The sequence below is a fragment of the Mesorhizobium sp. M0761 genome (assembly GCF_040320205.1).
Classification (GTDB): domain Bacteria; phylum Pseudomonadota; class Alphaproteobacteria; order Rhizobiales; family Rhizobiaceae; genus Mesorhizobium.
In genome coordinates, this window is the sequence record NZ_JAMYPF010000009.1 from 38,343 (window position 1) to 59,759 (window position 21,417).

A 21,417-nucleotide genomic window follows, 5' to 3' on the forward strand; every position below is an offset into this window, starting at 1 on the left:
GTTCGGTCCAAATCTCTCTCGCGGATTTTGTCGATTGAAAGAGAGGGTCGCGCTTAGGACAATCCCAGCAGGGGAGCGGTTTGGCCGCCTGTGGTGTCGGAATTGCCGATGCCAGACAGTTCGTGCTTATCGTCGGCAAGCGAAGTCAATCTCCCCGCCTCGACGGAGGTCAGTCCGTCCAATTCCATCACCGCGCCGTAGAGTTGGGCCGTCTGCATCACAAGCCGCTCGACGTCTTCAAGGGCGACGTTCTCGTCCAGGTTACGCAATCGTATGTCCTCGGCAACCACCGCAATATTGACCATTCCGCGCGAGCGCAGCGCGCCCAGGACCCGTGAATTGAGATCCTCCCGTAGCCGAGCCGAATATCCGTAGCGCATGGAAACCTTCCTTTCAGGAGCCGGTTGTCCCGTCGTGATCAAGATGCGCCAACGACCTTCAGATGGCAAGAAGAATATAAAATATTCTCAAGTAAATCAAGCAGTTAGCAGACTGCGAGGGTTGTGCTATCGGCGTGTCTTCCTCATCGTTGGTCTTGTATGTGAGTCACCCATCAGCCTCTCTTGACGCGCTGCACGGGGACCCCTAGCTATACTGCAATTGAGACACATACTAACTCACCATATTTTTGGTCTTGACGGTTGGAGGCGCGAATGGCCGAACTGGAACGACCCGAGCGACTGCAGATCATGCTGACAGCCGAGGAATTGGCTGCCTTGGAAAACTGGCGCTTCGAAAAGCGCATGCCAAGCCGGTCCGCGGCGGTGCGGGAACTGCTGCGGCGCGGCCTGGATGCGGATGGATTCCTGACTGCGGGACAAGGAACTAAGTCTCAGGACTTTGGAATTCTGGGCAGCAGTGTGACTGGCGACGGCCAGTCGGGCGAGTAATCCGACGGCGGTTAGCCTACAATCGCTTTTTCTGGAAGTGCCGCTACCAATTTATTGCCGTGGCGGAAACGCAAAGCGGGTCGGCTCTCGGCAGGGTACTGGTCTCAGCAGGGTACTCTTGGCGTATGGTTGCAAAGCCCGCTCCGGTTCGCCGGAGCGGGCTTTTTGCGTTTTCCGAACAGGAAATAGTCGCGATCGCTTTCAGATAGGCTCAAGGTTCTCTTCGCACTCCATGCACGCGACGCTGTGACCGGGGCAACTGAGCCGGTGTGTTCCTCCGGGGCAGCAATGGCCGTTCGAGCTCGCCCACCGGGCACAGACAAACACCTTGCGGGTTCCGTGGCATTGTGGACATTCCATCGGGCGGGCCAGCAGAGCCTCGTTTTCCGAGACACGGCATTCCCTCTCAAGAACCTGGACCATCTGAAACTCCACGGCCGAAATATAGCTAAGCTATCCATACCCGGAAAGCCTAAATTAGAATTTAATTACATAAGTCACGAGCCTTCCGAGGGGAAGTTTCGCGGATGGCAATCTCAGGCCACCGGCAGTCCGCCGCGCATGTCTCATTCCCAATTTCGGCCGTCTCAAGATCAAGCTCCGGTTGCTCCCGGCATCGGCCGACCCGCGATTTTGCCCACCGATTTTCGCATTCGGATCGTTATAGGCTTTCGCTTTGCTGGGGCGGCGTTAAAGCTGCCCGGCAAATGCCTGAGCGGGAACAGTCCGTTCCTGCGTCGGTTCGTTTGGACAAGGATGTCTGCCAATGACATTGATGGGCGCAGCGGCACTTTTGATCCTTGTCCTGACTTATGCCGGCGTCGCAATCGGGCGTATTCCAGGCCTCCGTCTCGACCGGGCAGGGATCGCCTTGCTGGGGGGTGCGGCGATGATCGCCATCGGCGCACTCAGTATGGAAGATGCCTATCGCGCCATCAATTTCGACACCATTACGCTGCTGCTCGGCATGATGATCGTGGTGGCGCATCTGAAGGTGTCCGGCGCCTTCCGGGCGCTTGGCGCCTACGCTATCGAGCATGCGCACGCGCCTTTCGTGCTGCTGGTGATGGTGACGCTGTTGACCGGCGTGCTGTCGGCGTTCCTGGTCAACGACGCCATCTGCCTGGTCATGGCGCCGATCGTCGTCCACGTCACCCGTGTCATCAACCGCAATCCCATTCCCTATCTAATCGCCACCGCCACAGCGTCCAACTGCGGCAGCGTCGCCACCATCACCGGCAACCCGCAGAACATGGTCATCGGCGCGCTGTCGGGAATTTCCTACCCCGCCTTTTCGGCCGCCCTGGCGCCGGTTGCCCTCTCCGGCCTCGTCGCGGTCATCGTAATCGTGCGCATGGTCTACCGCGCCGAATTCGCCCGCACCGCCGATCTCAACCCGGAAGTCTATCGCGGCCGCATGCTGCCGGGACAGGTGCTGAAGGCGGTGGTTGTCTGCATCGGCCTGGCCATCGCCTTCTTCGCCGGCGTTCCGGTTGCCAAGGCAGCGCTCATCGGCGGCGCCATCCTGTTGCTCACCCGCGCCATCAAGCCGGCACGCATCTACCGCGAGATCGACGGCCCGCTGCTGTTCATGTTCGCCGGCCTGTTCATCGTTGTCGCCGGCGCCGAAAAGACGCTGCTGACACCCGACATCATCGCCTCGGCCAAGAACCTCGGGCTGGACGACGTCTGGCGGCTATCGGGCTTCACCGCGGTGCTCTCCAACATCATGAGCAATGTTCCGGCCGTGCTGGCGCTGCGGCCATTCATACCCGGCCTTGAAAACCCCGGGCGTGCCTGGCTGGTGGTGGCGATGAGCTCGACGCTGGCCGGCAACTTCACCTTGCTCGGCTCAGTCGCCAACCTGATCGTCGCCGAACAGGCGCGGGCGGCCGGCACGCAGCTGTCCTTCTCAGCCTTCTTCAAGGTCGGCCTGCCACTGACGCTGCTGACCCTTGCCGTCGGGACGGCATGGCTGGCGGCTGGATTCTAGAGCAATTCCAGGAAAAGTGTGAAACGGTTTTCCGTCCGGATTGCGTCAAAACAAAGAGATAGAGTGTTTCGCCGTCTCCATTAGACGGTGAAACGCTCTAGCGGATAGTCGCCGATCCTAACCTTGCCCGAACCAGCGTTGCAGCGGCATGTCCGGCCGCCTCGATATAGTCGGGGTTGCGGTGGATCAGCATGATCGAGAACGCGCCGTCCATCAAAAGCACGATTTCGCGCGCCAGGGTCTGCGGCTCGTCGACGCCGTGGCCTGAGAGTTCGCCGGCCAGCCATGTCTCGAAATTCTGCTTATGCCGCGCCCCCGCTTTAACGGCGGGGTGTCCGGGCATGGAAGCGAGTTCGGCTGCCGTGCGCAGGAAGCCGCAGCCTCTCCATTTCGGGTGCTTCGCCACGCGCGCCAGATTGGTGAAAATCGCCTCGACCTTGCGCTCGACATCGCCTTCGGCCATCTCGAACCAGCCGGCCATCTGCTTGAGGTTCGGCTGGTCGCGACCGTCGAGATAGGCCGCGATCAAATCGTCCTTGCTCTTGAAATGATAGTAGAGCGTGCGCTTGGTCAGCCCGGCTTTTTCCGCCACTGCATCGACGCTGACGCGGCCGATCCCCTCGGCATAGAACAGCTTCGTTGCGGCATCGACAATGAGTTTGCGGGTAGGGCTCGGTGCTTCGCTCATACGCAAGTATACCGACTAGTGAATATACATACAACCGAAAGCCTGATCCTCTCCGTCGACAAACACAGGGAAGGAAAAGACATGACCGAGCTTGTGCTCACCGAGGCCCGCAACGGGATCGCCATCCTCACACTTAATCGGCCGGAAAAGCTCAACGCCTTGAACTATGCGCTGATTGATCGCCTGCTTGCGCTCCTCGATGCCGCCGAGACCGACGATGCAATCCGCGCCGTCATCCTTACTGGAGCAGGAGAGCGCGCCTTCTCCGCCGGCGGCGACATCCATGAATTCTCAGGCAGCGTGGCCATCGGCGTCGACGTTGCCCTGCGCGACTTCGTCATGCGCGGACAGCGGCTGACTGCAAGGCTGGAGGCATTCCGCAAGCCCGTCATCGCCGCCGTCAACGGCATCGCCTTCGGCGGCGGCTGCGAGATCACCGAAGCCGTGCCGCTCGCTATCGCCAGCGACCGCGCCTTGTTCGCCAAGCCTGAGATCAACCTTGCAATGCCGCCTGCTTTCGGCGGCACGCAGCGGCTTCCGAGGCTGGCAGGGCGCAAGCGGGCGCTCGAGCTGCTGTTGACCGGCGATTGGTTCCCGCCGCCGCGCGCCGTCGAACTCGGCCTCGTCAACCAGGTGGTGCCGCATGAGGAGCTGATGCCCGCCGCAATTGATCTCGCCCGGCGCATGACCAGGCATTCTCCTGCAGCAATTGCCTCGATCCTCACAGCAGTGGCGCGCGGCCTGAGCCAGAGCATCGCGGAAGGCTTGGCTGTCGAGGCTGAGCAGTTCGCCCGCATGGCTCCGACCGCTGATCTGCGCGAAGGGCTGGATGCCTGGATCGCACGGCGCCAGCCGGGCTGTGACGGCTCGTGGACGCACATCACCCGGCCGGATGAAGCCAGGTGAGCCTCAACGCAGCAGGACGGGCTTGCGGACCTGGATCAAGGCGCCGTCACGGCCACATGACCTTTCATGTTGGGGTGGAAGCGGCAGAAATATTCGACCGCTTCCGCCTTCCGCAGGGTCAGGCTCGCTGTTGTCTTCGGCGGGATCATCACTTCCCAGCCACCCTTGACGGTAGCCGTATGTGCGAACACGTCCTTGTTCACCCACTTGATCGTGTCGCCGACCTTCGCGTCGACGGTGGCCGGCGAAAAGATAAGTTTGTCGATGGTGACCTGGATGGTTTCGGCCTGCACGGGTGAGGTCCCGAAGACCAGCGCCAGTGCAATCCACAGCTGCCGTTTCGTCATAGCCTGGTCCTTACTTCAGCATACCTGCAACATGCTCGGCGTGCTGTTCATGGCCCTGGAAAATCTTCAGGCCGGTCTCCAGCAGGCTCTTCAACTCGGTATTACTGGCCGATGGGATCAAAAGGGTTTCAAGCGCGCCGTCGACCTGTTTGTGGTAGGCGATCTCGTTGTCGACATAGGCTTTGTCAAAGGCTGCGCCGTCGAGTTTGGCGAGCTTCGCCCGCTCCTCGGCCGCAGCCTTGGTCAGCGCCTGGCTGGTTGCGTTGTCTTGCGGCGTCACCTTCAGCTTCTTTACCAGTTCCAGTGCCTGCGCGTTGACCGCTTCGTGGTCGCGCACCATGTCGTTGGCGAAATCCACGACCTCCTTGGTCTTCGATTTCTTGATCGCCTGCTTGGCGGCTTCCACATCGATGACGCCTGCCGTGTAGGCGATGTGGGCGATCTGCGGGTCCGTCGGCTTGTCGGCGGCTTGTGCGAGCGGGGCAGCGCCAAGCAGCAGCAAGGCAGCGAGGGCGGCGGTGTGTCGGGTAAGCATGGCATCTCCTTCGCCCGGGCGCGGGATCGCGCCGGGCCATGTTTTTCAGTTGACGGTCATTGGATGCGCAGCGGCGGCAAACGTTCCCGGGGAAATCGGCCAATCAGCCGATGATCAGCTCTCCAGGCCGAGCCGCTGCATGACGGCGCTGGTCAGCCTGTCGCAGCGCCGGCCGGCGAATGGGAATGCGTCGAGCAGCACCGGCCCGATCTGGTCGTCGAGTGCCTTGCGCATCAGGGCGCGGGCGCGGTGTAGCCTTGTCTTGACGGTTTCCGGTCGCACGCCAAGTAGCTCGGCGGTCTCCTCGATGCTGAGCCCCTCGATCACCCGCGCCACGAACACCGTCCGGTAGACATCGGGCAGGCTGTCGGTCGCCCGTTCGACCAACTCGAGGATCTGCCGCTGCGCCATCGTCCGCTCCGGATCGTCGCTGGGATTGAGGGGGAACTGGATGATTTCGGCTTGCGGGTTTTTCGCCACCGTCCGCCGCCTTTTGCGCAGACGGCCGAGCGCCTCGTTGATGACGATGCGCGACAGCCAGGTGGCCAATGAGGACTCCCCGCGAAAGGCATCGAGATGGGCAAAGGCTCTGACATAGGCCTCCTGGACGATGTCCTCGGCTTCAGCATCGTTGCGCACCACCCCGCGAGCGATGCGATAGAGCCGCTGATTATGGGTCTTCATGATGATGCGGAAGGCGTTGCCTTCGCGTGCCAGCGCGCGGCGCACGAGAAGCATCTCGCTTGAAGCAGCTGTGGGCATTGGTACAGACATAGCAGGCATGGCCAGTTCCTCGATCCAATCCCCGTCCGAAACCTCGATCAAGACATTGGATGACATCGCCGGCTAAAGGTTCCCGGCCATTTTCGCCCGGCTCCGACGGCGCCTAGAATACTGCTTGCGCCAGCGGCTTGTCAGCAGCCTGCGCTCGCGCCGTGGCCGCAAGCAGGTCGGTCTGCGTGATCAGGCCAAGGATGCGGCTGTCCCCGTCCAAGATGATGACTGCATGGGTGCGGCCGTCGGTGAGCACCGGTAGCAGGGCCATGGCGGGCGTACCGGCGGCGGCGGTCGACGCTGTCGAGGTAACGCTTCCGACGGCTTCGTCGGCTCGCGCCAATTCCCTCAATCCAACGGTGCCGACCAGCCTGGCGTCCTTGTCTACAACCGGCAGCGTGCGGATATTGTGGTCGAGCAGCAGATGACGCGCCCGATCGGCAGACGCGTGTTCATCGACCGAAATCACGTCGCGCGACATGATGTCCTCGCACAACATGGTTCGGTGTGCGCGCATCGTCGCTTGCAGTTCGACCTGTCGCAGCAGTTGTTCGAGATCGTTGCGGTCGATGTCGAAGGTCTCGTCGAGCGCAGCCAGCGCGGCATCGATGTCCTCGGCCCGGAAGCCGATGCGCTCCTGAGCCGGCGGATCGATGGTTCCGTGCGTGCTTTTCGGGGCAGGGGCCGGCACATGCGGGTAGCTGCGTCGCGACAGCCTGTGGAAAGCATAGCCGAGCGCGACCAGAATCATGGAGTTCAGCGCCACCGGCACGAACGGAAACAGGAAGCCGGCACCGATCACGGCCGGCCCGCCGAGCACGGCGGTCAGTGCGGCGGCTCCGCCCGGCGGATGCAGGCAGCGTGAGAACGACATGGCGGCGATCGCCATCGCCACGGCAATGCCCGTGGCGAGAACGGGCTGATGGACGAAATGGGCCACGATCACGCCGACCAGCGCCGATATTGTATTGCCGCCGATGATCGACCATGGCTGCGCCAGCGGACTTGCAGGCACCGCAAACAACAGCACTGCAGATGCCCCCATCGGCGCCACCAGCAGCGGCACATGCGGCCCGTTGCCAAGCACCAGCGCGCCGATCGCGCCGGTCAGCGCAATGCCGATCATCGCCCCGATGCAGGCGATGAGGCGCTCGCGCAGCGTCGCGCCGGCGAGAATGGGGACAAAGAGACGAAAGGCCATGGCAAGCTCAGTCCGGCTGGAATTGCGCGCGCAGCGCCTGCAATGGCGTTGGCCCGACGATTTTGAAAGTCAAACCGATCCGAAAAAGCGCGCGTTGGGGAAATAACATTGCGCTTGGTTGACCGATGAGCGGCTTTGCGAGGTCGATCGCCCTACGAAAGCCGCTCGCCAATCCTTTCAACGGGTTAAGCCGGCTAGCGGAATCAGCTTGGCAAGTTTGCTGGTGTCATGCCGCAGCGGCCGCTTCCAGCCCGCGCAGGATATCGGCCTTGAGGTCCTCGACATCCTCGAGTCCGATCTGCAGCCGGATCAGCGGGCCGTCATAGGGGCCCTTGGCGACGGTACGGTCGCCGAGGAAGACCGGCACGGCAAGGCTCTCATAGCCGCCCCAGGAATAGCCGAGACCGAAAATTTTCAACGCATCGAGGAAGGCATGCTGCTGTCTCTGGCCGCCGCCTTTGAGCACGATGGAAAAGATGCCGCTCGAGCCGGAAAAATCACGCTTCCACACCGCGTGGTCGGGGTGGCTGGGAAGCGCCGGGTGCAGCACGCGGGCCACGCCGGGCTGGCCTTCAAGCCAGGTGGCAATCGAAAGCGCGCTCTTTTGATGGTGATCCAGCCGAACGCCCATCGTGCGCAGGCCGCGCAGGACTTGGTAGACGTCGTCGGGGCCGGCGCAGCAGCCCATCGTGTAGAACGTCTCGCAAAGCTGCTTCCAGCAGTTGGCATTGGCAGACACTGTGCCCAGCAGCACGTCCGAATGCCCGGCCGGATATTTCGTCGCCGCATGGATCGAGATATCGACGCCGTGGTCGAGCGGACGGAAATAGAGCGGCGTTGCCCAGGTGTTGTCCATCATGACGATGGCGCCCGTTTCATGCGCCGCCTTGGCGATCGCCGGAACGTCCTGCACCTCGAAGGTGTTGGAGGCCGGTGATTCCGTAAACACGACTTTGGTGTTCGGCTTGATCAAGCTGGCGATGCCGGCGCCGGCATGCGGATCGTAATACTCGACCTCGACACCCAGCCGCTTCAGCATCGTGTCGGCGAAATTGCGGGTCGGATGGTAGACGGAATCGACAATCAGGATGTGATCGCCTGCCGAGAGAAACGCCAGCAACGGGACGGTCACCGCCGCCAGGCCCGACGGCACGATTATTGTGCCGGCGGAGCCTTCCAGCGCGTCGATCGCATGCGCCAACGCATCGGTGGTCGGCGTGCCGCGTGTGCCATAGGTGTATTTCTGGCTGCGCGCCGCCATCACCGACGCATTGGGATAGAGCACGGTCGAGGCATGCACGATCGGCGGATTGACGAAGCCGAAATAGTCGTGCGGATTGTTGCCCGAATGGGCAAGCCGCGTGTTGATACCCATTTCGTTGCCGTCAGTCGCCATTGCTCTTCGCCTTGTGGTGAAAGCGCTAGCCATAGAGCGGCGGCATTGGCCGTGCAACAGCGGGCGCCCGCCAGGCGGTGCCCTTTGCATAGGCCAATTCCCCCATGAATAGTCTGGAAAGCCTGGCGATCCAGAGCCGCGGATTTCATGAGTGGATGTGGATTAGCGTCGACGGACTTTGCCGGTTTTATTTGCGGGGCTTGCTGCTTTCCTGATGCTGTTGTCCGCAATTCAGGCATTTGCGGCAATTGGTTTTCAAAGCTGTCGTGAAACGGTCATTTCCCTTGACCTCACGGAGATAATCGCCTTCGATGCAGTTCGTGAATGGGAGGGGCCGGGCGTCGGTTACGACGCGAGGTTCCGGAATGAGCCGGATGGGAGCCGGGTTCACGCGGGAAAAGATCAGGATTTGCCTGAGGATCAGGGTTTACCTGAAAACAGAAAAGGGTCTGTGGGTTATGAAACATATTGCAATTGGCATTCTCGGTGCCGCTGCGCTTGGATGGATGGCTTCGGCCGCGTCGGCGACAACGCTCGATACCGTCAAGGCGAAGGGCTTCATCCAGTGCGGTGTCTCGACGGGCCTGGCCGGCTTCTCGGCGCCTGACGACAAAGGCGATTGGAAAGGCATCGACGCGGATTTCTGCCGCGCTGTCGCTGGCGCAGTCTTCGGCGATGCCTCCAAGGTCAAGTTCACGCCGCTCAGCGCCAAGGAGCGCTTCACCGCGTTGCAGTCGGGCGAGATCGATCTCCTGTCGCGCAACACCACATGGACCATCAATCGCGATACCGCGCTTGGCCTGAACTTCATCGGCGTCACCTATTATGACGGCCAGGGTTTCATGATCAACGCCAAGAAACTGCCTGGCGTCAATTCGGCGCTGCAGCTTTCAGGTGCGGCAGTCTGCGTGCAGAGCGGCACCACCACCGAGCTCAACCTCGCCGATTACTTCAAGGCGAACAAGATGGAGTACAACCCGGTCGTCTTCGAAAAGCTGGAAGAGGTCAACGCTGCCTATGACGCCGGCCGCTGCGACGTCTACACCACCGACCAATCCGGCCTCTATGGCATCCGCCTGACGCTGAGTGCGCCGGCCGACCATGTCGTGCTGCCCGAGATCATCTCCAAGGAGCCGCTCGGCCCCGCCGTACGCCAGGGGGACGACCAGTGGTACCACATCGTCAAGTGGACCTACTTCGCCCTGTTGCAGGCAGAGGAACTGGGCATCACCCAGGCCAATGTCGAAGAGATGAAGACCTCGGATAATCCGGAGATCAAGCGCGTGCTCGGTCAGGAAGCCGAAACCAAGATCGGAACCGACCTTGGCGTGAGCAATGACTGGGTCGTCAACATCGTCAAGGCAGTCGGCAATTACGGTGAGATGTTCGAGCGCAATGTCGGCACCGGCAGCCCGCTGAAGATCGCGCGCGGCATCAATGCGCTGTGGACCAAGGGCGGCCTGCAATACGCACCGCCGATCCGCTGATCGAAATGTGATCCGGAAGGCAGATCATCTGCCTTCCGGTTTCTCTTTCCAGGGGATGAGCAATGGCATCGCAGGAAGTTCTTCGCGAGGAGCCGAGCCGCGGTTCCTTCATCAACGATCCGAAAGTCCGCGGGTTTTTCTTCCAGGCGGTGGTTGTCATCTTGCTGGTGGCGGGCGTCTGGTGGATCGTCCACAACGTCATCGTCAACCTGCAGCGCCTGCATATTACTTCCGGTTTTGGCTTCCTGAACAACCGAGCAGGCTTTGACATTCCAGTCAGGCCCATCGCTTATGATTCTGATTCGACCTATGGCCAGGCCATTGTCGTCGGGCTTATCAACACCATTATCGTCGCCGTTGCCGGCATTATCACCGCGACCATCATTGGCTTCATTGTCGGCGTCGGCCGGTTATCGCGCAACTGGCTGGTTCGCAAGATTTGCACGGTCTATGTCGAGGTGTTCCGCAACATTCCGCCCCTGCTGGTGATCTTCTTCTGGTATTCAGGCGTGCTCGCGGTACTGCCGGCGCCTCGCGACAGTTTCAATTTGCCGTTCGGCTCTTTCCTCAACCAACGCGGTTTCTATTTTCCGCGCGCTATCTGGGGCGACGGCTCCTGGCTGATGTTTGTCGCCTTGCTTGTCGGCATCGCCATGGCTTTTTTTGTCGCGCGCACGGCACGCCAGCGGCAAATGGCAACCGGCCAGCAGTTTCCCGTATTCTGGACTTCGGCGGCGCTGATCGTCGGCCTTCCGCTCCTGGCCTATGCGCTGAGCGGCTTTCCCTTGAGCTTCGACTTTCCAAAGCAATCGACCTTCAACCTGACCGGAGGCTTTCAGATCGGGCCGGAGTTCCTGTCTCTCTATTTGGCGCTGTCCTGTTACACGGCCTCCTTCATCGCCGAGATCGTGCGCGCCGGCATTCTCGGCGTCAGCAAGGGTCAGACCGAAGCGGCTGGCGCCCTGGGGCTGCGGCCGGGATCTATCCTGCGGCTTGTCGTCGTTCCCCAAGCCATGCGGATCGTCATCCCGCCGCTGACCAGCCAGTATCTCAACCTGACAAAGAACTCGTCGCTGGCCATTGCCATCGGTTACCCCGACCTGACGGCGATCGCCGGCACAGTGCTGAATCAGACCGGTCAAGCGGTCGAGGGTGTGCTGATCATGATGGTCGTCTATCTCATCATCAGCCTGGTGACGTCGGCGGTGATGAATGTGGTCAACGCCAGGATGGCGCTGGTGGAGAGGTAAGACCATGCAGGAACATGATACCTCCTGGGTGCGGACCGAAATGGCACTCGCTCAACAAGCCCCGGCCGGCGTGCGGGGGCCTTTGGCCTGGGTTCGCAAGAACCTGATCGGTTCGGTGGGCGACGTCATCCTGACTGTAGTGGCTATTGCGCTGGTGGTGATGATCGTGCCGCCCGTCCTCAACTGGGCCTTCATCAACGCCCAGTGGACGGGGCCGGACCGGACTGTATGCGCCACGGTGGCGCAAGGCGGCATCCAGCCGGACGGTTGGTCAGGCGCCTGCTGGGCCTTCGTCAACGCGAAGTTCGGCCAGTTGATGCTTGGCCGCTATCCCCTGGAAGAGCGCTGGCGGCCGATCCTGGTCGCCGTCCTGTTCGTGGCGCTGCTGGTGCCGTTGCTGATGCCACGTGTGCCGCGCAAGGGGTTGAACGCCATTCTTCTATTCCTGGCACTGCCGATCATCGCGTTCGTGCTCCTGGTCGGCGGCATCTTCGGCCTGCCGCATGTGGAGACCCAGCTATGGGGCGGGCTGCTGGTGACGCTGAGCCTGTCCTTTGTCGGCATTGCCGTGTCGCTGCCGATGGGCATCGTGCTGGCGCTCGGCCGGCGCTCCAAGATGCCGATCGTCAAGACACTGTGCGTGGTCTTCATCGAGTTCGTTCGCGGCATCCCGCTGATCACCGTTCTGTTCTTTGCCAGCGTCATGCTGCCGCTGTTTCTGCCCGCCGGGGTTTCGTTCGACAAATATCTCAGGGCGCTGATCGGCGTCTCGCTGTTTGCCGCCGCCTATATGGCGGAAGTGGTGCGCGGCGGCCTGCAGGCGATCCCCAAGGGCCAGTATGAGGGTGCGGATTCGCTTGGCCTGGGCTACTGGCAGAAGATGGTGCTGATCGTGCTGCCGCAGGCACTGAAGCTGGTCATCCCCGGCATCGTCAACACCTTCATCGGTATGTTCAAGGACACAAGCCTCGTCATCATCATCTCGATGTTTGACCTGCTTGGCGTCGTCAAGCAGAACTTCTCGGACGCCAATTGGGCGACGCCACAGACCGCGAGATCCGGTCTCATCTTTGCAGCCTTCGTCTTCTGGCTGTTCTGCTTCGGCATGTCGCGCTATTCGATGTATACGGAACGCCGGCTCGACACCGGCCACAAACGTTGATGCATGTCGCCCAAAAGTGTTTAGCGGTTTTGGGACAACGACATGCATCATAGCTAAAAGACAGAACAAAAAAGGGGAACCTGCCATGGTCATAGAAAACGCCGTCAGCGCCGAAGAGATCAAGGTCGATGCCAAGAAGATGCACATCTCGACCACCGATGTCGCAATCGACATCATCGGCATGCACAAATGGTATGGCGAGTTCCATGTGCTGAAGGACATCAACCTCAAGGTGATGCGCGGCGAGCGCATCGTCATCTGCGGTCCTTCGGGCTCGGGCAAATCGACCATGATCCGCTGCATCAACCGGCTGGAAGAGCACCAGAAGGGCAAGATCATCGTCGACGGCAAGGAACTCACCAACGATCTCAAGAAGATCGACGAGGTGCGCCGCGAGGTCGGCATGGTGTTCCAGCACTTCAACCTGTTCCCGCATCTGACCATCCTGGAGAACTGCACATTGGCACCGATCTGGGTGCGCAAGACGCCGAAGAAGCAGGCCGAGGAAATCGCCATGCACTTCCTCAAGCGCGTCAAGATCCCCGAACAGGCCAACAAATATCCGGGCCAGCTGTCGGGCGGCCAACAGCAGCGCGTGGCGATCGCGCGTTCGCTGTGCATGAACCCGCGCATCATGCTGTTCGATGAGCCGACCTCGGCGCTCGATCCAGAAATGATCAAGGAAGTGCTGGAGACGATGGTGGGCCTTGCCGAGGAAGGCATGACCATGCTGTGCGTCACCCACGAAATGGGCTTTGCCCGCAAGGTCGCCAACCGGGTGATCTTCATGGATCAGGGCCAGATCGTCGAACAGAACACGCCGGCCGAGTTCTTCGACCATCCGCGCCACGAGCGCACCAAGCTGTTTCTGTCGCAGATCCTGCACTGAGCATTTTCATGCGAACCAAAAGAGCCCGGCCGTAATGCGGCCGGGCTCTTTTGCTATCTGGGGTCGGGGTTGATCTTCTCCATTGAAACACAAAGCCGCCGCCGCATGAGAAAAGCCCTGCGTTTCGTGGCCATGCTGATTATCGTGGTCGCGCTCGCTGCCACGCTCGGCACGCTGGTGCCGCGTCCGCTGTGGCCGGCGTCAGCGGCGGGTGAGGGCACGCGCCATATTCTGGTGCTGGAGAATCCGATCCACACCGACATCGCCATTCCCGTCGATGACGAGGTGCGCCGGCGCTTCCATTTCCTGGTCGCTGCCGGCATCCCTGTCGACGCCCCGGAAGTGCGCTACATCGTCTTTGGCTGGGGCGGCCGGGCCTTCTATCTGGAGACGCCGAGCTGGTCGCAGCTGAAAGCAGTGCCCGTCCTCAAGGCGCTGACACTGGACGCCTCGGTCATGCATGTCGATATCGCCGGGACCATCGCCGAGCCGCACCCTGCTGTCACCGGTTTCGACATCGATGAGGAACGTTTTGCAGCGCTGCTCAACTATATCGACGCGAGTTTCCAGCAAGGGCCGCATGGTCCGGTCGTCATCGAGAACGCCGCCTATTCCAGCTTCGACCGCTTCTTCGAGGCGAACGGCCAATTCAACGCGCTTGTCGGCTGTAACACCTGGACAGCCGCCGGCCTGCGCACCGCCGGCCTGCGCACCGGCTGGTGGAACCCGCTGCCGGCCTCGCTGGGATTTTCAATGCGGTTTTATAACTAGCAGTCCTTCATCGCACCGCGACAGTGTTGGATCTTTTGAAGTCAGCGGGACAGCACCCCCCTCTGGCCAGCCGGCCATCTCCCCCGCAAGGGGGGAGATCAGCCGTTTTGCCCGCGGCGCTCCTGCTGCAACGCCGGCGATTTTGGCGAAGGCGACGGCGACACCAATCTCCCCCCTTGCGGGGGAGATGTCCGGCAGGACAGAGGGGGGTGGGAAGGATCGCTACGTCGACGATCTGGACTGCCGAGTGTCCGCTCGCCATCCATAGAGCCAGTCGAGGTCGGCGGCGAGCTTGTCAGGCGAGCGCATGGCCAGGAACAGATTGCGGGCGATCGCCACCGGGCCGGCAGCATGCCAGGCGAGGCGGTTTACGGCCCCACGACGCGCGGCCTTGGCGACACGCGGCCGCCGAAGATTTTCCCAGATTTGAAAACTTCTGGGCAGATCGCCAGGGAAATCGGCGATAGCGTCGGCAAGCGTGATGGCATCTTCGATCGCCATTGCCGCGCCCTGTGCGGCAAACGGCGTCATCGCATGCGCGGCGTCGCCGATCAGCGCGATGCCCTGCGGGCTCGTCCACCGCTGTTGTTCGACGGTATGGATCGGAAAGGCCGTCCATGGGCCGGCCAGTGCCACAAGCTTCGTCAGGCCCGGCGCGGTGCCGCGCAGGGCAGCCGTGAGGATCGCGGGATCGGCATGGCCCGACCAACCTTCGGCCATGCGCTCACCCTTGGTGAAGGCGGCGAGATTGAAGGTCCGGCCTTTGCTGACGGGGTAGGCGACCATGTGGAAGCCAGGATGCAGGAACGTGGTGACGCAGTCGGCGGCGCCGATCGCGGCAAAGGCTTCTCCGGCCGCACCGTCGGCTGCGATTGTAGCCCGCCAGGCGAGTTCGCCCGAAAAACGGCTTTTGACGAAGTCCTCGCCTGCGAGTTGCGCCCGGACCGCCGACCAGACGCCGTCGGCGCCGACCAGCAGTTTGCCGCGTGCCTCGATCTCGCGGCCGTCCACTTCGGCGGTCACGGCGACATATTGCGCGTCTTTGACGATGCCGGTCACGTGGGCGCCGGTGATGAACTCAATCTCCGGCCGTTCGGCCATTTGCGCCAGCAGCGCTGCCTGCAGATCGGCGCGGTGAGCGACGAGATAAGGCGCCTGCCAGCGCGCTTCGGCGGCTTGCCCAAGCGGTACCCGCGCCAGTTCGCGCAGCGTCCCGGCGTCCTTGAGCACGACCGCTTCCGGCCGCAACGCTGCGGGCAGCAGTCGGTCGAGCACGCCGAGTTTTCCAAGAATGCGTGTTGCGTTGGGCGAAAGCTGGATGCCGGCGCCGGCCGCTTCTAGGTGCTGTGCCTGTTCGATCAGCTTTACCGGATAACCCCGTCCGGCGAAGGCAAGGGCAGCGGTCAGCCCGGCGATGCCGGCCCCGGCGATTATGACCTGCCGGGACCTGATGTCTTCCATCGGGCTTGTCGCGGAAGGATCAGGCGGCCTGGTCGATATAAAGGCAACCAGCCGGCAGCGTTTCCGTCGCCCTCAGCTTCGCCGAATAGCGGTAGAGCGTCGAGCAGTAGGGACAGACCTTTTCATTGTCGTCGCCCATGTCGAGGAACACGTGTGGATGGTCGAAGGGCGGGTTGGCGCCGGTGCACATGAATTCCTTGACGCCGATGTCGATTGCCGGATGGCCCGCATCGTTCTGGAAGTGGGGAATGGAACCGCCTGCCATCGTCGTCTCCTTGATCTCGTCGAAAAGCATCTGGAACATAACAGGCCTGTTTGCAAGATCGATGAAATGAAACTGTCGCAAAAGCCTGTCAGAGGATACGGTGAGCCGGTTAAGTGCATGTCCCTGAAATCGGAATGGTTTTCGCCGAAGGGCCATGCGTCACAAAAGCGTGTTAGAGGCATGGCACGTCCAGCGGCGCTCCAAGGGACGGTTGGCGGGGAAGAGCAGGAACCATGAACGAACTGAAGCCGGTGCAGAGCGAATTCATCAATGTCGAGGTGGCGAGCCCCGAGGGCGGCAACCCCGATCGGTTCGTCAACCGTGAGTTCTCCTGGCTGCAGTTCAACCGGCGTGTGCTCGAGGAATCGCAGAACGAGCACCATCCGCTGCTCGAACGCGTCCGTTTCCTGTCGATTTCGGCCGCCAATCTCGATGAATTCTTCATGGTCCGCGTCGCCGGCCTTGCGGGCCAGGTGCGCGAAGGCATTGCGCTCAAGAGCCCCGACGGCCGCACGCCGGAGCAGCAGCTGGAACAATTGCTGCGCGAGGTCGAGCGGCTGCAGGAGGACCAGCAGAACAGCCTTTCAGCGCTGATGCTGCTGCTCAACAAGGAAGGCATAGAGAGCATCACCCGCGATGCACTAACCAAGGATGAGAAAGTCTGGCTGGAAGACCATTTCCAGGACCAGGTCTTCCCGGTCCTGACTCCACTGTCGATCGACCCGGCGCATCCGTTTCCGTTCATTCCCAATCTCGGCTTCTCGATGGCGCTGCAATTGCGCCATCGCAAGAATGGCGAGGAGATGAGCGCGCTTCTGCGCCTGCCGGTGGCGCTGAAGCGCTTCATCCGTCTGCCCGACCGCAAGCAGCACGTTCGCTTCATTCCACTGGAGGAGGCTGTCGGCCTCTATATCGGCAAGCTGTTCCCCGGCTATGAGGTCAAGGGTTCAGGCACCTTCCGCATCATCCGGGACAGCGATATCGAGGTCGAGGAAGAGTCGGAAGATCTCGTGCGCCTGTTCGAGACGGCGCTGAAGCGCCGCCGCCGCGGTTCGGTCATCCGCATCGAATTCGACAAGTCGATGCCCGGCGAATTGCGCGAGTTCGTCGCCGGCGAGCTTGGAGTCTCTTCGAGCCGCATCAGCGTTCTGACCGGCCCGCTGGCGCTCAGCCAGATTTCCGAGATCGTCGCCGTGCCGCGCGACGACCTGAAGTTCACCCCCTACAATCCGCGCTTTCCCGAGCGCATCCGCGAGCATGGCGGCGACTGTTTCGCGGCCATCCGCGAGAAGGACATCGTCGTCCACCACCCCTATGAATCCTTTGACGTTGTGGTCCAATTCCTGCGCCAGGCGATGGCCGACCCGGAGGTGGTGGCGATCAAGCAGACGCTCTACCGCACCTCCAACGACAGCCCGATCGTGCGCGCCTTGGTCGACGCGGCCGAGGCCGGCAAGTCGGTAACCGCCCTGGTCGAGCTCAAGGCGCGCTTCGACGAGGAAGCCAACATCCGCTGGGCGCGCGACCTCGAACGCGCCGGCGTTCAGGTCGTGTTCGGCTTCCTCGAACTCAAAACCCATGCGAAAATGTCGCTAGTAGTGCGGCGCGAGGACGGCAAGCTGCGCAACTATGTGCATCTCGGCACCGGCAACTACCATCCGGTGACCGCGCGCATCTACACCGACCTGTCCTTCTTCACCACCGATCCGACGATCGCGCGCGATGTCGCCCAGCTGTTCAACTTCATCACCGGCTATGCCGAGCCGACCGATGAGATGCGGATCGCCATCTCGCCGTTTACGCTGCGCAGCCGTATCCTCAAGCACATTGCCGACGAGGTCGCCTACGCGCTGGCTGGCCGTCCGGCGCGCATCTGGATGAAGATGAACGCGCTCGTCGATCCCAACATCATCGACGCGCTCTATGATGCCAGCCGTGCCGGCGTCGAGATCGATCTCGTCGTGCGCGGCATCTGCTGCCTGCGGCCGCAGGTGCCCGGCCTGTCGGAAAACATCAGGGTCAAGTCGATCGTCGGCCGCTTCCTCGAACACAGCCGCATCTACTGCTTCGGCAACGGCCATGGCCTGCCGTCGGACGAGGCGATCGTCTACATCGCCTCGGCCGACTTGATGCCACGCAATCTCGACCGCCGCGTCGAGACCATGGTGCCGATCACCAATCCAACGGTGCATGAACAGATCCTTGGCCAGATCATGCTGGGCAACATCATGGACAACCAGCAAAGTTTCGACGTATTGGCTGACGGAACCTCCCGGCGCGTCGTGCTGGAGGAGGGTGAGGAACCGTTCAACGCGCAGGAATATTTCATGACCAATCCGAGCCTGTCGGGACGGGGTGACGCGCTGAAGTCGCATGCGCCCAAGCGCATCGCGCAGTTCAAGCGTCGCAAGAAGAACACCGGCTGATGATTTCAACGTCCCAAGGCCGGCTGCAGGATCGCCGGCCGCTGTCCATCATCGACATCGGCTCGAACTCGATCCGCCTTGTCGTCTATGAAGGGTTGGCGCGCTCGCCGACCTTGCTGTTCAACGAAAAGATGCTGGCCGGCCTCGGCCGCGGCATCGTTTCGACCGGCAAGCTCGACCCCGAGGCGGTGACGCGCTCGATGGAGGAGTTCCGCCGTTTCCGCGCGCTCTCCGACCAGGCGGGTGCGGAGCACATGTTTGTGCTGGCAACAGCCGCGGCCCGCGAAGCGATCAACGGCCCCGATTTCATCCACCGCGCCCAGGAGGTGCTCAAGACCGAGATCCGCGTGCTCACTGGCCGGCAGGAGGCGCATTATTCGGCGCTTGGCGTCATTTCGGGCTTCCACCCCGCCAATGGCATTGCCGGCGATCTTGGCGGCGGCAGCCTGGAGCTTATCGACATCAATGGCGAGGCGATCGGCGACGGCATCACGCTGCCGCTGGGTGGCCTGCGGCTGCAGGACATGGCCAGGAATTCGCTCGCCCAGGCGGCAAAGATCACCCGCGACGAACTGGCGCGCGCCAAATTGTTGAAGGGCGGGCTGGGACGGCCCTTTTACGCCGTTGGCGGCACCTGGCGAAACCTTGCCCGGCTGCACATGGAAATGACCAACTACCCGCTTGGCGTCATGCACCACTATGAGATCGGTGTCGACAGCGCCGCCAATTTCCTGAAGCAGGTGGCGAAAGGCGAGATCGAGAAGGTCAAGGGCATCGAAGGCGTGTCGAAGAACCGCCGTTCGCTGCTGCCCTATGGCGCGGTCGTGCTGCAGGAGATCATGGCGGCGATGCAGCCGTCGAAGATAATCGTCTCGGCATTGGGCGTGCGCGAAGGGTTTCTCTATTCGCTGCTCGACCCTGCCGAGCAGAAGGCCGATCCGCTGGTCTCCGCTTCGGAGGAACTGGCGCGGCTGCGGTCGCGCTCGGTCAGCCATGCGCATGAGCTTGTCGAATGGACGGACAAGACCTTTGCCGCCTTCGGCATCGACGAGACGGAGGATGAGGCGCGCTATCGCCACGCTGCCTGTCTGCTGGCCGATATAGGCTGGCGCGCACACCCGGAATATCGCGGCAAGCAGTCGCTCAACATCATTGCCCACGCCTCCTTCATTGGCGTCGATCACCCCGGCCGTGCCTTCCTGGCGCTGGTCGGCCTGTTCCGCCACGAAGGCGTGTTCAACGATGCGGCGCCGGAAATCCGCGGCCTGGCGACGCCGCGCTATCTCGAGCGCGCCCGCATCCTGGCGGCGGTGCTGCGCGTCGTCTATCTGCTGACGGCGGCCATGCCCGGCGTCATGCCGCGGCTGAAATGGGAAAACCGCGGCAATGGCACGTTGGCGCTGGTGCTGCCGGCCTCACTTTCCGATCTTTACGGCGAACGCCCGGCCGGACGGCTGGCGCAACTGGCGCGGATCACCAACCGCCGGCTGGTGCTGGCGGTCGAGGGTGGGCAGAGCGTGTCGGTGAAGTAGGCGCGGCCTGACAGCAAAAGCATGTCGTCGTCGGCCTCGCGTTCGAGGACCGGCTTCCTCAATCCGTCGCTGCTTCGCACCGCCACCTTCCCCCTCCGGAGGGAAAGGAAGGGAGCCTCGTTGGAAAGCGTTGGCGGCAATAGGCTCGAGCCCTTCCTCTACTCCGTCGATCGGGGGAGAGGTGGCTCGGCGGAGCCGAGACGGAGTGGGGGTCGACCTGCCTCGGCGTGGGATCAACTTGGGACGATATTTGACGATATCAGACCGCGGCGCGGCGCCCGTCGATCGACCAGGCCCCGGCGCCGGCCATGGCTAGCGCCAGGAATCCACCGGCGATGGCAATATCCTTCATCAGCATCTGCTGGTGCAGGAAGGTGAGCATCGGGTCATCGCCGCCCTGGCCGTAGTGGCCGATGGAGCCTGCAACGATGCAGAAAGCGGCAAGAAGTATCGCAACGACCGGCGTCTGAAAGCCGACCAGTATCAAGAGACCGGCAATCAACTCGAACAGCCCGGTGCCCCAGGCAGCAAGCGTCGGCAATGGCATGCCGAGGCCGGCGAAATAGCCGGTCGTCCCGGCAATGTCGGCGAGCGCGTGGTAGCCGGAGGGAACGAGCAGGGCGGCGAGCAGCAGCCGGGAAATCAGAAGCAATGCATCGCGGGGCATGGTCATCTCCGTTGTCTGTCCGCCGGCTGTTTCGAGACCGATCCTAGCAGGGATGGAACGGGCGCGCGCTTGGGCAGACAACGAAAAAGCGGCGTGGAAAATTCCACGCCGCTTTTTTCAGGCTTGGGAGGGAAAGCTCAGCCGCGCTTGGCGTCGATCGAGTAGGCGCCAGGGCCCGAGGAAGCCAGCAGCAGGAAACCGCCGGTGATGGCGACGTTCTTCAGGAAATGGATCATCTGGTTCTGGTCGGCCCAGCCGGTATGGGCGACAAAGGCCGAGGCGATGGTGAAGACCGCGAGCACCCAGGCGGCGATGCGGGTCTGAAAGCCAACGAGCACGGCAAGGCCGCCGAGCAATTCGATCAGGCCGACGACAATGGCCGTTATGGTCGGCACCGGCAGGCCCATGGCGCCGAAATAGCCGGCGGTGCCGGAAATGGCGGTGAGCTTGCCGAAGCCGGAAAGCAGGAAGATGGCGGCGAGCAGGATGCGGCCGAGCAGGATGGTGGTGGAGCTGTTGGACGCGATGCCGGCGCCGGCAGCGGAAGTGTTGATGGACATGGTGGCTCTCCGAAAAGGGTTGATGTCCCGGTCAGATAGACCAAGCCGACTGTTCACCAAAGCCGCCAGTCCGGCGACACATTGTTCACAGGACGTACATTTCGGGATCGTTCGACCGACGCAAAATTCTTGTCGCGGCCAGCAGCGGCGGGAGCAAATTGTCCGCCACACAATTCGGATTTCTAGTTGACGCAATTCCAAAGAGGAAGGGCTGCGC

Annotated in this window: 21 protein-coding genes; 10 read left to right on the forward strand and 11 right to left on the reverse strand. The window is 62.1% G+C overall.

The annotated features are described in order from the left end of the window. Positions 1-53: 53 nt before the first annotated feature. Positions 54-380, reverse strand: coding sequence for a hypothetical protein (locus tag NKI32_RS16600; protein WP_023727873.1), 327 nt, complete (start codon positions 378-380; stop codon positions 54-56). Between the two features lie 273 nt (positions 381-653). On the opposite strand from NKI32_RS16600, the gene NKI32_RS16605 reads away from it, so the two are divergent. Both NKI32_RS16605 and NKI32_RS16610 read left to right on the forward strand, forming a co-directional pair. Next, on the forward strand, positions 654-890 hold the full coding sequence (locus NKI32_RS16605; RefSeq protein ID WP_023671471.1) for a hypothetical protein: 237 nt from the start codon (positions 654-656) through the stop codon (positions 888-890). Between the two features lie 766 nt (positions 891-1,656). Next, the gene (locus tag NKI32_RS16610; RefSeq protein ID WP_353003009.1) at positions 1,657-2,883 is read left to right on the forward strand and encodes an anion transporter; all 1,227 of its coding nucleotides are present in this window, start codon (positions 1,657-1,659) and stop codon (positions 2,881-2,883) included. 97 nt (positions 2,884-2,980) lie between these two features. Here NKI32_RS16610 and NKI32_RS16615 read toward each other — a convergent pair whose 3' ends face one another. Then, entirely contained in the window at positions 2,981-3,571 is a 591-nt protein-coding gene (locus tag NKI32_RS16615) for a TetR/AcrR family transcriptional regulator (RefSeq protein ID WP_352764066.1), read from the reverse strand. Positions 3,572-3,652: 81 nt separating this feature from the next. Here NKI32_RS16615 and NKI32_RS16620 point away from each other — a divergent pair, with 81 nt between their 5' ends. Then, positions 3,653-4,477: a crotonase/enoyl-CoA hydratase family protein gene (locus NKI32_RS16620; protein ID WP_352764068.1), complete on the forward strand. Its 825-nt coding sequence runs from the start codon at positions 3,653-3,655 to the stop codon at positions 4,475-4,477. A gap of 35 nt (positions 4,478-4,512) precedes the next feature. Here the strand turns inward: NKI32_RS16620 and NKI32_RS16625 are convergent, their stop codons facing one another. From NKI32_RS16625 to NKI32_RS16645, 5 genes are all read right to left on the reverse strand, one after another. Then, positions 4,513-4,824 carry a cupredoxin domain-containing protein gene (locus NKI32_RS16625; RefSeq protein WP_353003010.1) on the reverse strand — a complete coding sequence of 104 codons (312 nt, stop codon included), beginning with the start codon at positions 4,822-4,824 and terminating at the stop codon, positions 4,513-4,515. A gap of 10 nt (positions 4,825-4,834) precedes the next feature. Beyond that, positions 4,835-5,359, reverse strand: coding sequence for a DUF4142 domain-containing protein (locus tag NKI32_RS16630; protein ID WP_353003011.1), 525 nt, complete (start codon positions 5,357-5,359; stop codon positions 4,835-4,837). Between the two features lie 114 nt (positions 5,360-5,473). After that, a complete protein-coding gene (locus NKI32_RS16635) occupies positions 5,474-6,142 on the reverse strand; it encodes an RNA polymerase sigma factor (protein ID WP_023715180.1) in 669 nt (222 codons plus the stop codon). A gap of 103 nt (positions 6,143-6,245) precedes the next feature. After that, the gene (locus NKI32_RS16640; RefSeq protein ID WP_353003012.1) at positions 6,246-7,334 is read right to left on the reverse strand and encodes an HPP family protein; all 1,089 of its coding nucleotides are present in this window, start codon (positions 7,332-7,334) and stop codon (positions 6,246-6,248) included. Between the two features lie 226 nt (positions 7,335-7,560). Next, positions 7,561-8,730: a cystathionine beta-lyase gene (locus NKI32_RS16645; RefSeq protein WP_023700668.1), complete on the reverse strand. Its 1,170-nt coding sequence runs from the start codon at positions 8,728-8,730 to the stop codon at positions 7,561-7,563. A 458-nt stretch (positions 8,731-9,188) separates the two neighbouring features. Between NKI32_RS16645 and NKI32_RS16650 the strand changes: the two genes are divergently transcribed. The 5 genes from NKI32_RS16650 (at position 9,189) to NKI32_RS16670 (ending at position 14,289) form a co-directional block, all read left to right on the forward strand. Further along, a complete protein-coding gene (locus NKI32_RS16650) occupies positions 9,189-10,217 on the forward strand; it encodes an amino acid ABC transporter substrate-binding protein (protein WP_023671480.1) in 1,029 nt (342 codons plus the stop codon). A gap of 62 nt (positions 10,218-10,279) precedes the next feature. Further along, entirely contained in the window at positions 10,280-11,467 is a 1,188-nt protein-coding gene (locus NKI32_RS16655; RefSeq protein WP_023671481.1) for an amino acid ABC transporter permease, read from the forward strand. Between the two features lie 4 nt (positions 11,468-11,471). Further along, positions 11,472-12,629, forward strand: coding sequence for an amino acid ABC transporter permease (locus NKI32_RS16660; RefSeq protein WP_353003013.1), 1,158 nt, complete (start codon positions 11,472-11,474; stop codon positions 12,627-12,629). Between the two features lie 85 nt (positions 12,630-12,714). After that, complete coding sequence (locus tag NKI32_RS16665) at positions 12,715-13,518, forward strand: amino acid ABC transporter ATP-binding protein (RefSeq protein WP_023671483.1); 804 nt, start codon at positions 12,715-12,717, stop codon at positions 13,516-13,518. A 105-nt stretch (positions 13,519-13,623) separates the two neighbouring features. Beyond that, positions 13,624-14,289 (forward strand): TIGR02117 family protein, encoded by a 666-nt coding sequence (locus NKI32_RS16670; protein WP_023821203.1) that lies wholly within the window; start codon positions 13,624-13,626, stop codon positions 14,287-14,289. A gap of 222 nt (positions 14,290-14,511) precedes the next feature. Here the strand turns inward: NKI32_RS16670 and NKI32_RS16675 are convergent, their stop codons facing one another. Next, on the reverse strand, positions 14,512-15,750 hold the full coding sequence (locus NKI32_RS16675) for an FAD-dependent monooxygenase (protein WP_353003014.1): 1,239 nt from the start codon (positions 15,748-15,750) through the stop codon (positions 14,512-14,514). A 19-nt stretch (positions 15,751-15,769) separates the two neighbouring features. Next, on the reverse strand, positions 15,770-16,015 hold the full coding sequence (locus NKI32_RS16680) for a zinc-finger domain-containing protein (RefSeq protein ID WP_023705697.1): 246 nt from the start codon (positions 16,013-16,015) through the stop codon (positions 15,770-15,772). Between the two features lie 233 nt (positions 16,016-16,248). Here NKI32_RS16680 and NKI32_RS16685 point away from each other — a divergent pair, with 233 nt between their 5' ends. Together NKI32_RS16685 and ppx are read left to right on the forward strand one after the other, a co-directional pair. After that, positions 16,249-18,441 (forward strand): RNA degradosome polyphosphate kinase, encoded by a 2,193-nt coding sequence (locus tag NKI32_RS16685; protein WP_023700662.1) that lies wholly within the window; start codon positions 16,249-16,251, stop codon positions 18,439-18,441. Continuing rightward, complete coding sequence (gene ppx / locus NKI32_RS16690) at positions 18,441-19,973, forward strand: exopolyphosphatase (protein WP_353003015.1); 1,533 nt, start codon at positions 18,441-18,443, stop codon at positions 19,971-19,973. The genes NKI32_RS16685 and ppx overlap by 1 nt, the downstream gene beginning before the upstream one ends. Before the next feature lie 259 nt (positions 19,974-20,232). Here ppx and NKI32_RS16695 read toward each other — a convergent pair whose 3' ends face one another. Then, positions 20,233-20,640: a DoxX family protein gene (locus tag NKI32_RS16695; protein WP_023712732.1), complete on the reverse strand. Its 408-nt coding sequence runs from the start codon at positions 20,638-20,640 to the stop codon at positions 20,233-20,235. Between the two features lie 137 nt (positions 20,641-20,777). Continuing rightward, complete coding sequence (locus NKI32_RS16700) at positions 20,778-21,200, reverse strand: DoxX family protein (protein WP_023671490.1); 423 nt, start codon at positions 21,198-21,200, stop codon at positions 20,778-20,780. Positions 21,201-21,417: the final 217 nt, after the last annotated feature.

Bases quoted from the DNA above. Each gene is read 5' to 3' on its own strand.
- NKI32_RS16600 (WP_023727873.1), bottom strand. From the start codon at position 380: ATGCGCTACGGATATTCGGCTCGGCTACGGGAGGATCTCAATTCACGG.
- NKI32_RS16630 (WP_353003011.1), bottom strand. From the start codon at position 5,359: ATGCTTACCCGACACACCGCCGCCCTCGCTGCCTTGCTGCTGCTTGGC.
- NKI32_RS16625 (WP_353003010.1), bottom strand. From the start codon at position 4,824: ATGACGAAACGGCAGCTGTGGATTGCACTGGCGCTGGTCTTCGGGACC.
- NKI32_RS16605 (WP_023671471.1), top strand. From the start codon at position 654: ATGGCCGAACTGGAACGACCCGAGCGACTGCAGATCATGCTGACAGCC.
- NKI32_RS16665 (WP_023671483.1), top strand. From the start codon at position 12,715: ATGGTCATAGAAAACGCCGTCAGCGCCGAAGAGATCAAGGTCGATGCC.
- NKI32_RS16675 (WP_353003014.1), bottom strand. From the start codon at position 15,750: ATGGAAGACATCAGGTCCCGGCAGGTCATAATCGCCGGGGCCGGCATC.
- NKI32_RS16680 (WP_023705697.1), bottom strand. From the start codon at position 16,015: ATGGCAGGCGGTTCCATTCCCCACTTCCAGAACGATGCGGGCCATCCG.
- NKI32_RS16670 (WP_023821203.1), top strand. From the start codon at position 13,624: ATGAGAAAAGCCCTGCGTTTCGTGGCCATGCTGATTATCGTGGTCGCG.
- NKI32_RS16685 (WP_023700662.1), top strand. From the start codon at position 16,249: ATGAACGAACTGAAGCCGGTGCAGAGCGAATTCATCAATGTCGAGGTG.
- NKI32_RS16700 (WP_023671490.1), bottom strand. From the start codon at position 21,200: ATGTCCATCAACACTTCCGCTGCCGGCGCCGGCATCGCGTCCAACAGC.
- NKI32_RS16695 (WP_023712732.1), bottom strand. From the start codon at position 20,640: ATGCCCCGCGATGCATTGCTTCTGATTTCCCGGCTGCTGCTCGCCGCC.
- NKI32_RS16645 (WP_023700668.1), bottom strand. From the start codon at position 8,730: ATGGCGACTGACGGCAACGAAATGGGTATCAACACGCGGCTTGCCCAT.
- NKI32_RS16635 (WP_023715180.1), bottom strand. From the start codon at position 6,142: ATGCCTGCTATGTCTGTACCAATGCCCACAGCTGCTTCAAGCGAGATG.
- NKI32_RS16620 (WP_352764068.1), top strand. From the start codon at position 3,653: ATGACCGAGCTTGTGCTCACCGAGGCCCGCAACGGGATCGCCATCCTC.
- NKI32_RS16615 (WP_352764066.1), bottom strand. From the start codon at position 3,571: ATGAGCGAAGCACCGAGCCCTACCCGCAAACTCATTGTCGATGCCGCA.
- NKI32_RS16655 (WP_023671481.1), top strand. From the start codon at position 10,280: ATGGCATCGCAGGAAGTTCTTCGCGAGGAGCCGAGCCGCGGTTCCTTC.
- NKI32_RS16610 (WP_353003009.1), top strand. From the start codon at position 1,657: ATGACATTGATGGGCGCAGCGGCACTTTTGATCCTTGTCCTGACTTAT.
- NKI32_RS16640 (WP_353003012.1), bottom strand. From the start codon at position 7,334: ATGGCCTTTCGTCTCTTTGTCCCCATTCTCGCCGGCGCGACGCTGCGC.
- NKI32_RS16650 (WP_023671480.1), top strand. From the start codon at position 9,189: ATGAAACATATTGCAATTGGCATTCTCGGTGCCGCTGCGCTTGGATGG.
- ppx (WP_353003015.1), top strand. From the start codon at position 18,441: ATGATTTCAACGTCCCAAGGCCGGCTGCAGGATCGCCGGCCGCTGTCC.
- NKI32_RS16660 (WP_353003013.1), top strand. From the start codon at position 11,472: ATGCAGGAACATGATACCTCCTGGGTGCGGACCGAAATGGCACTCGCT.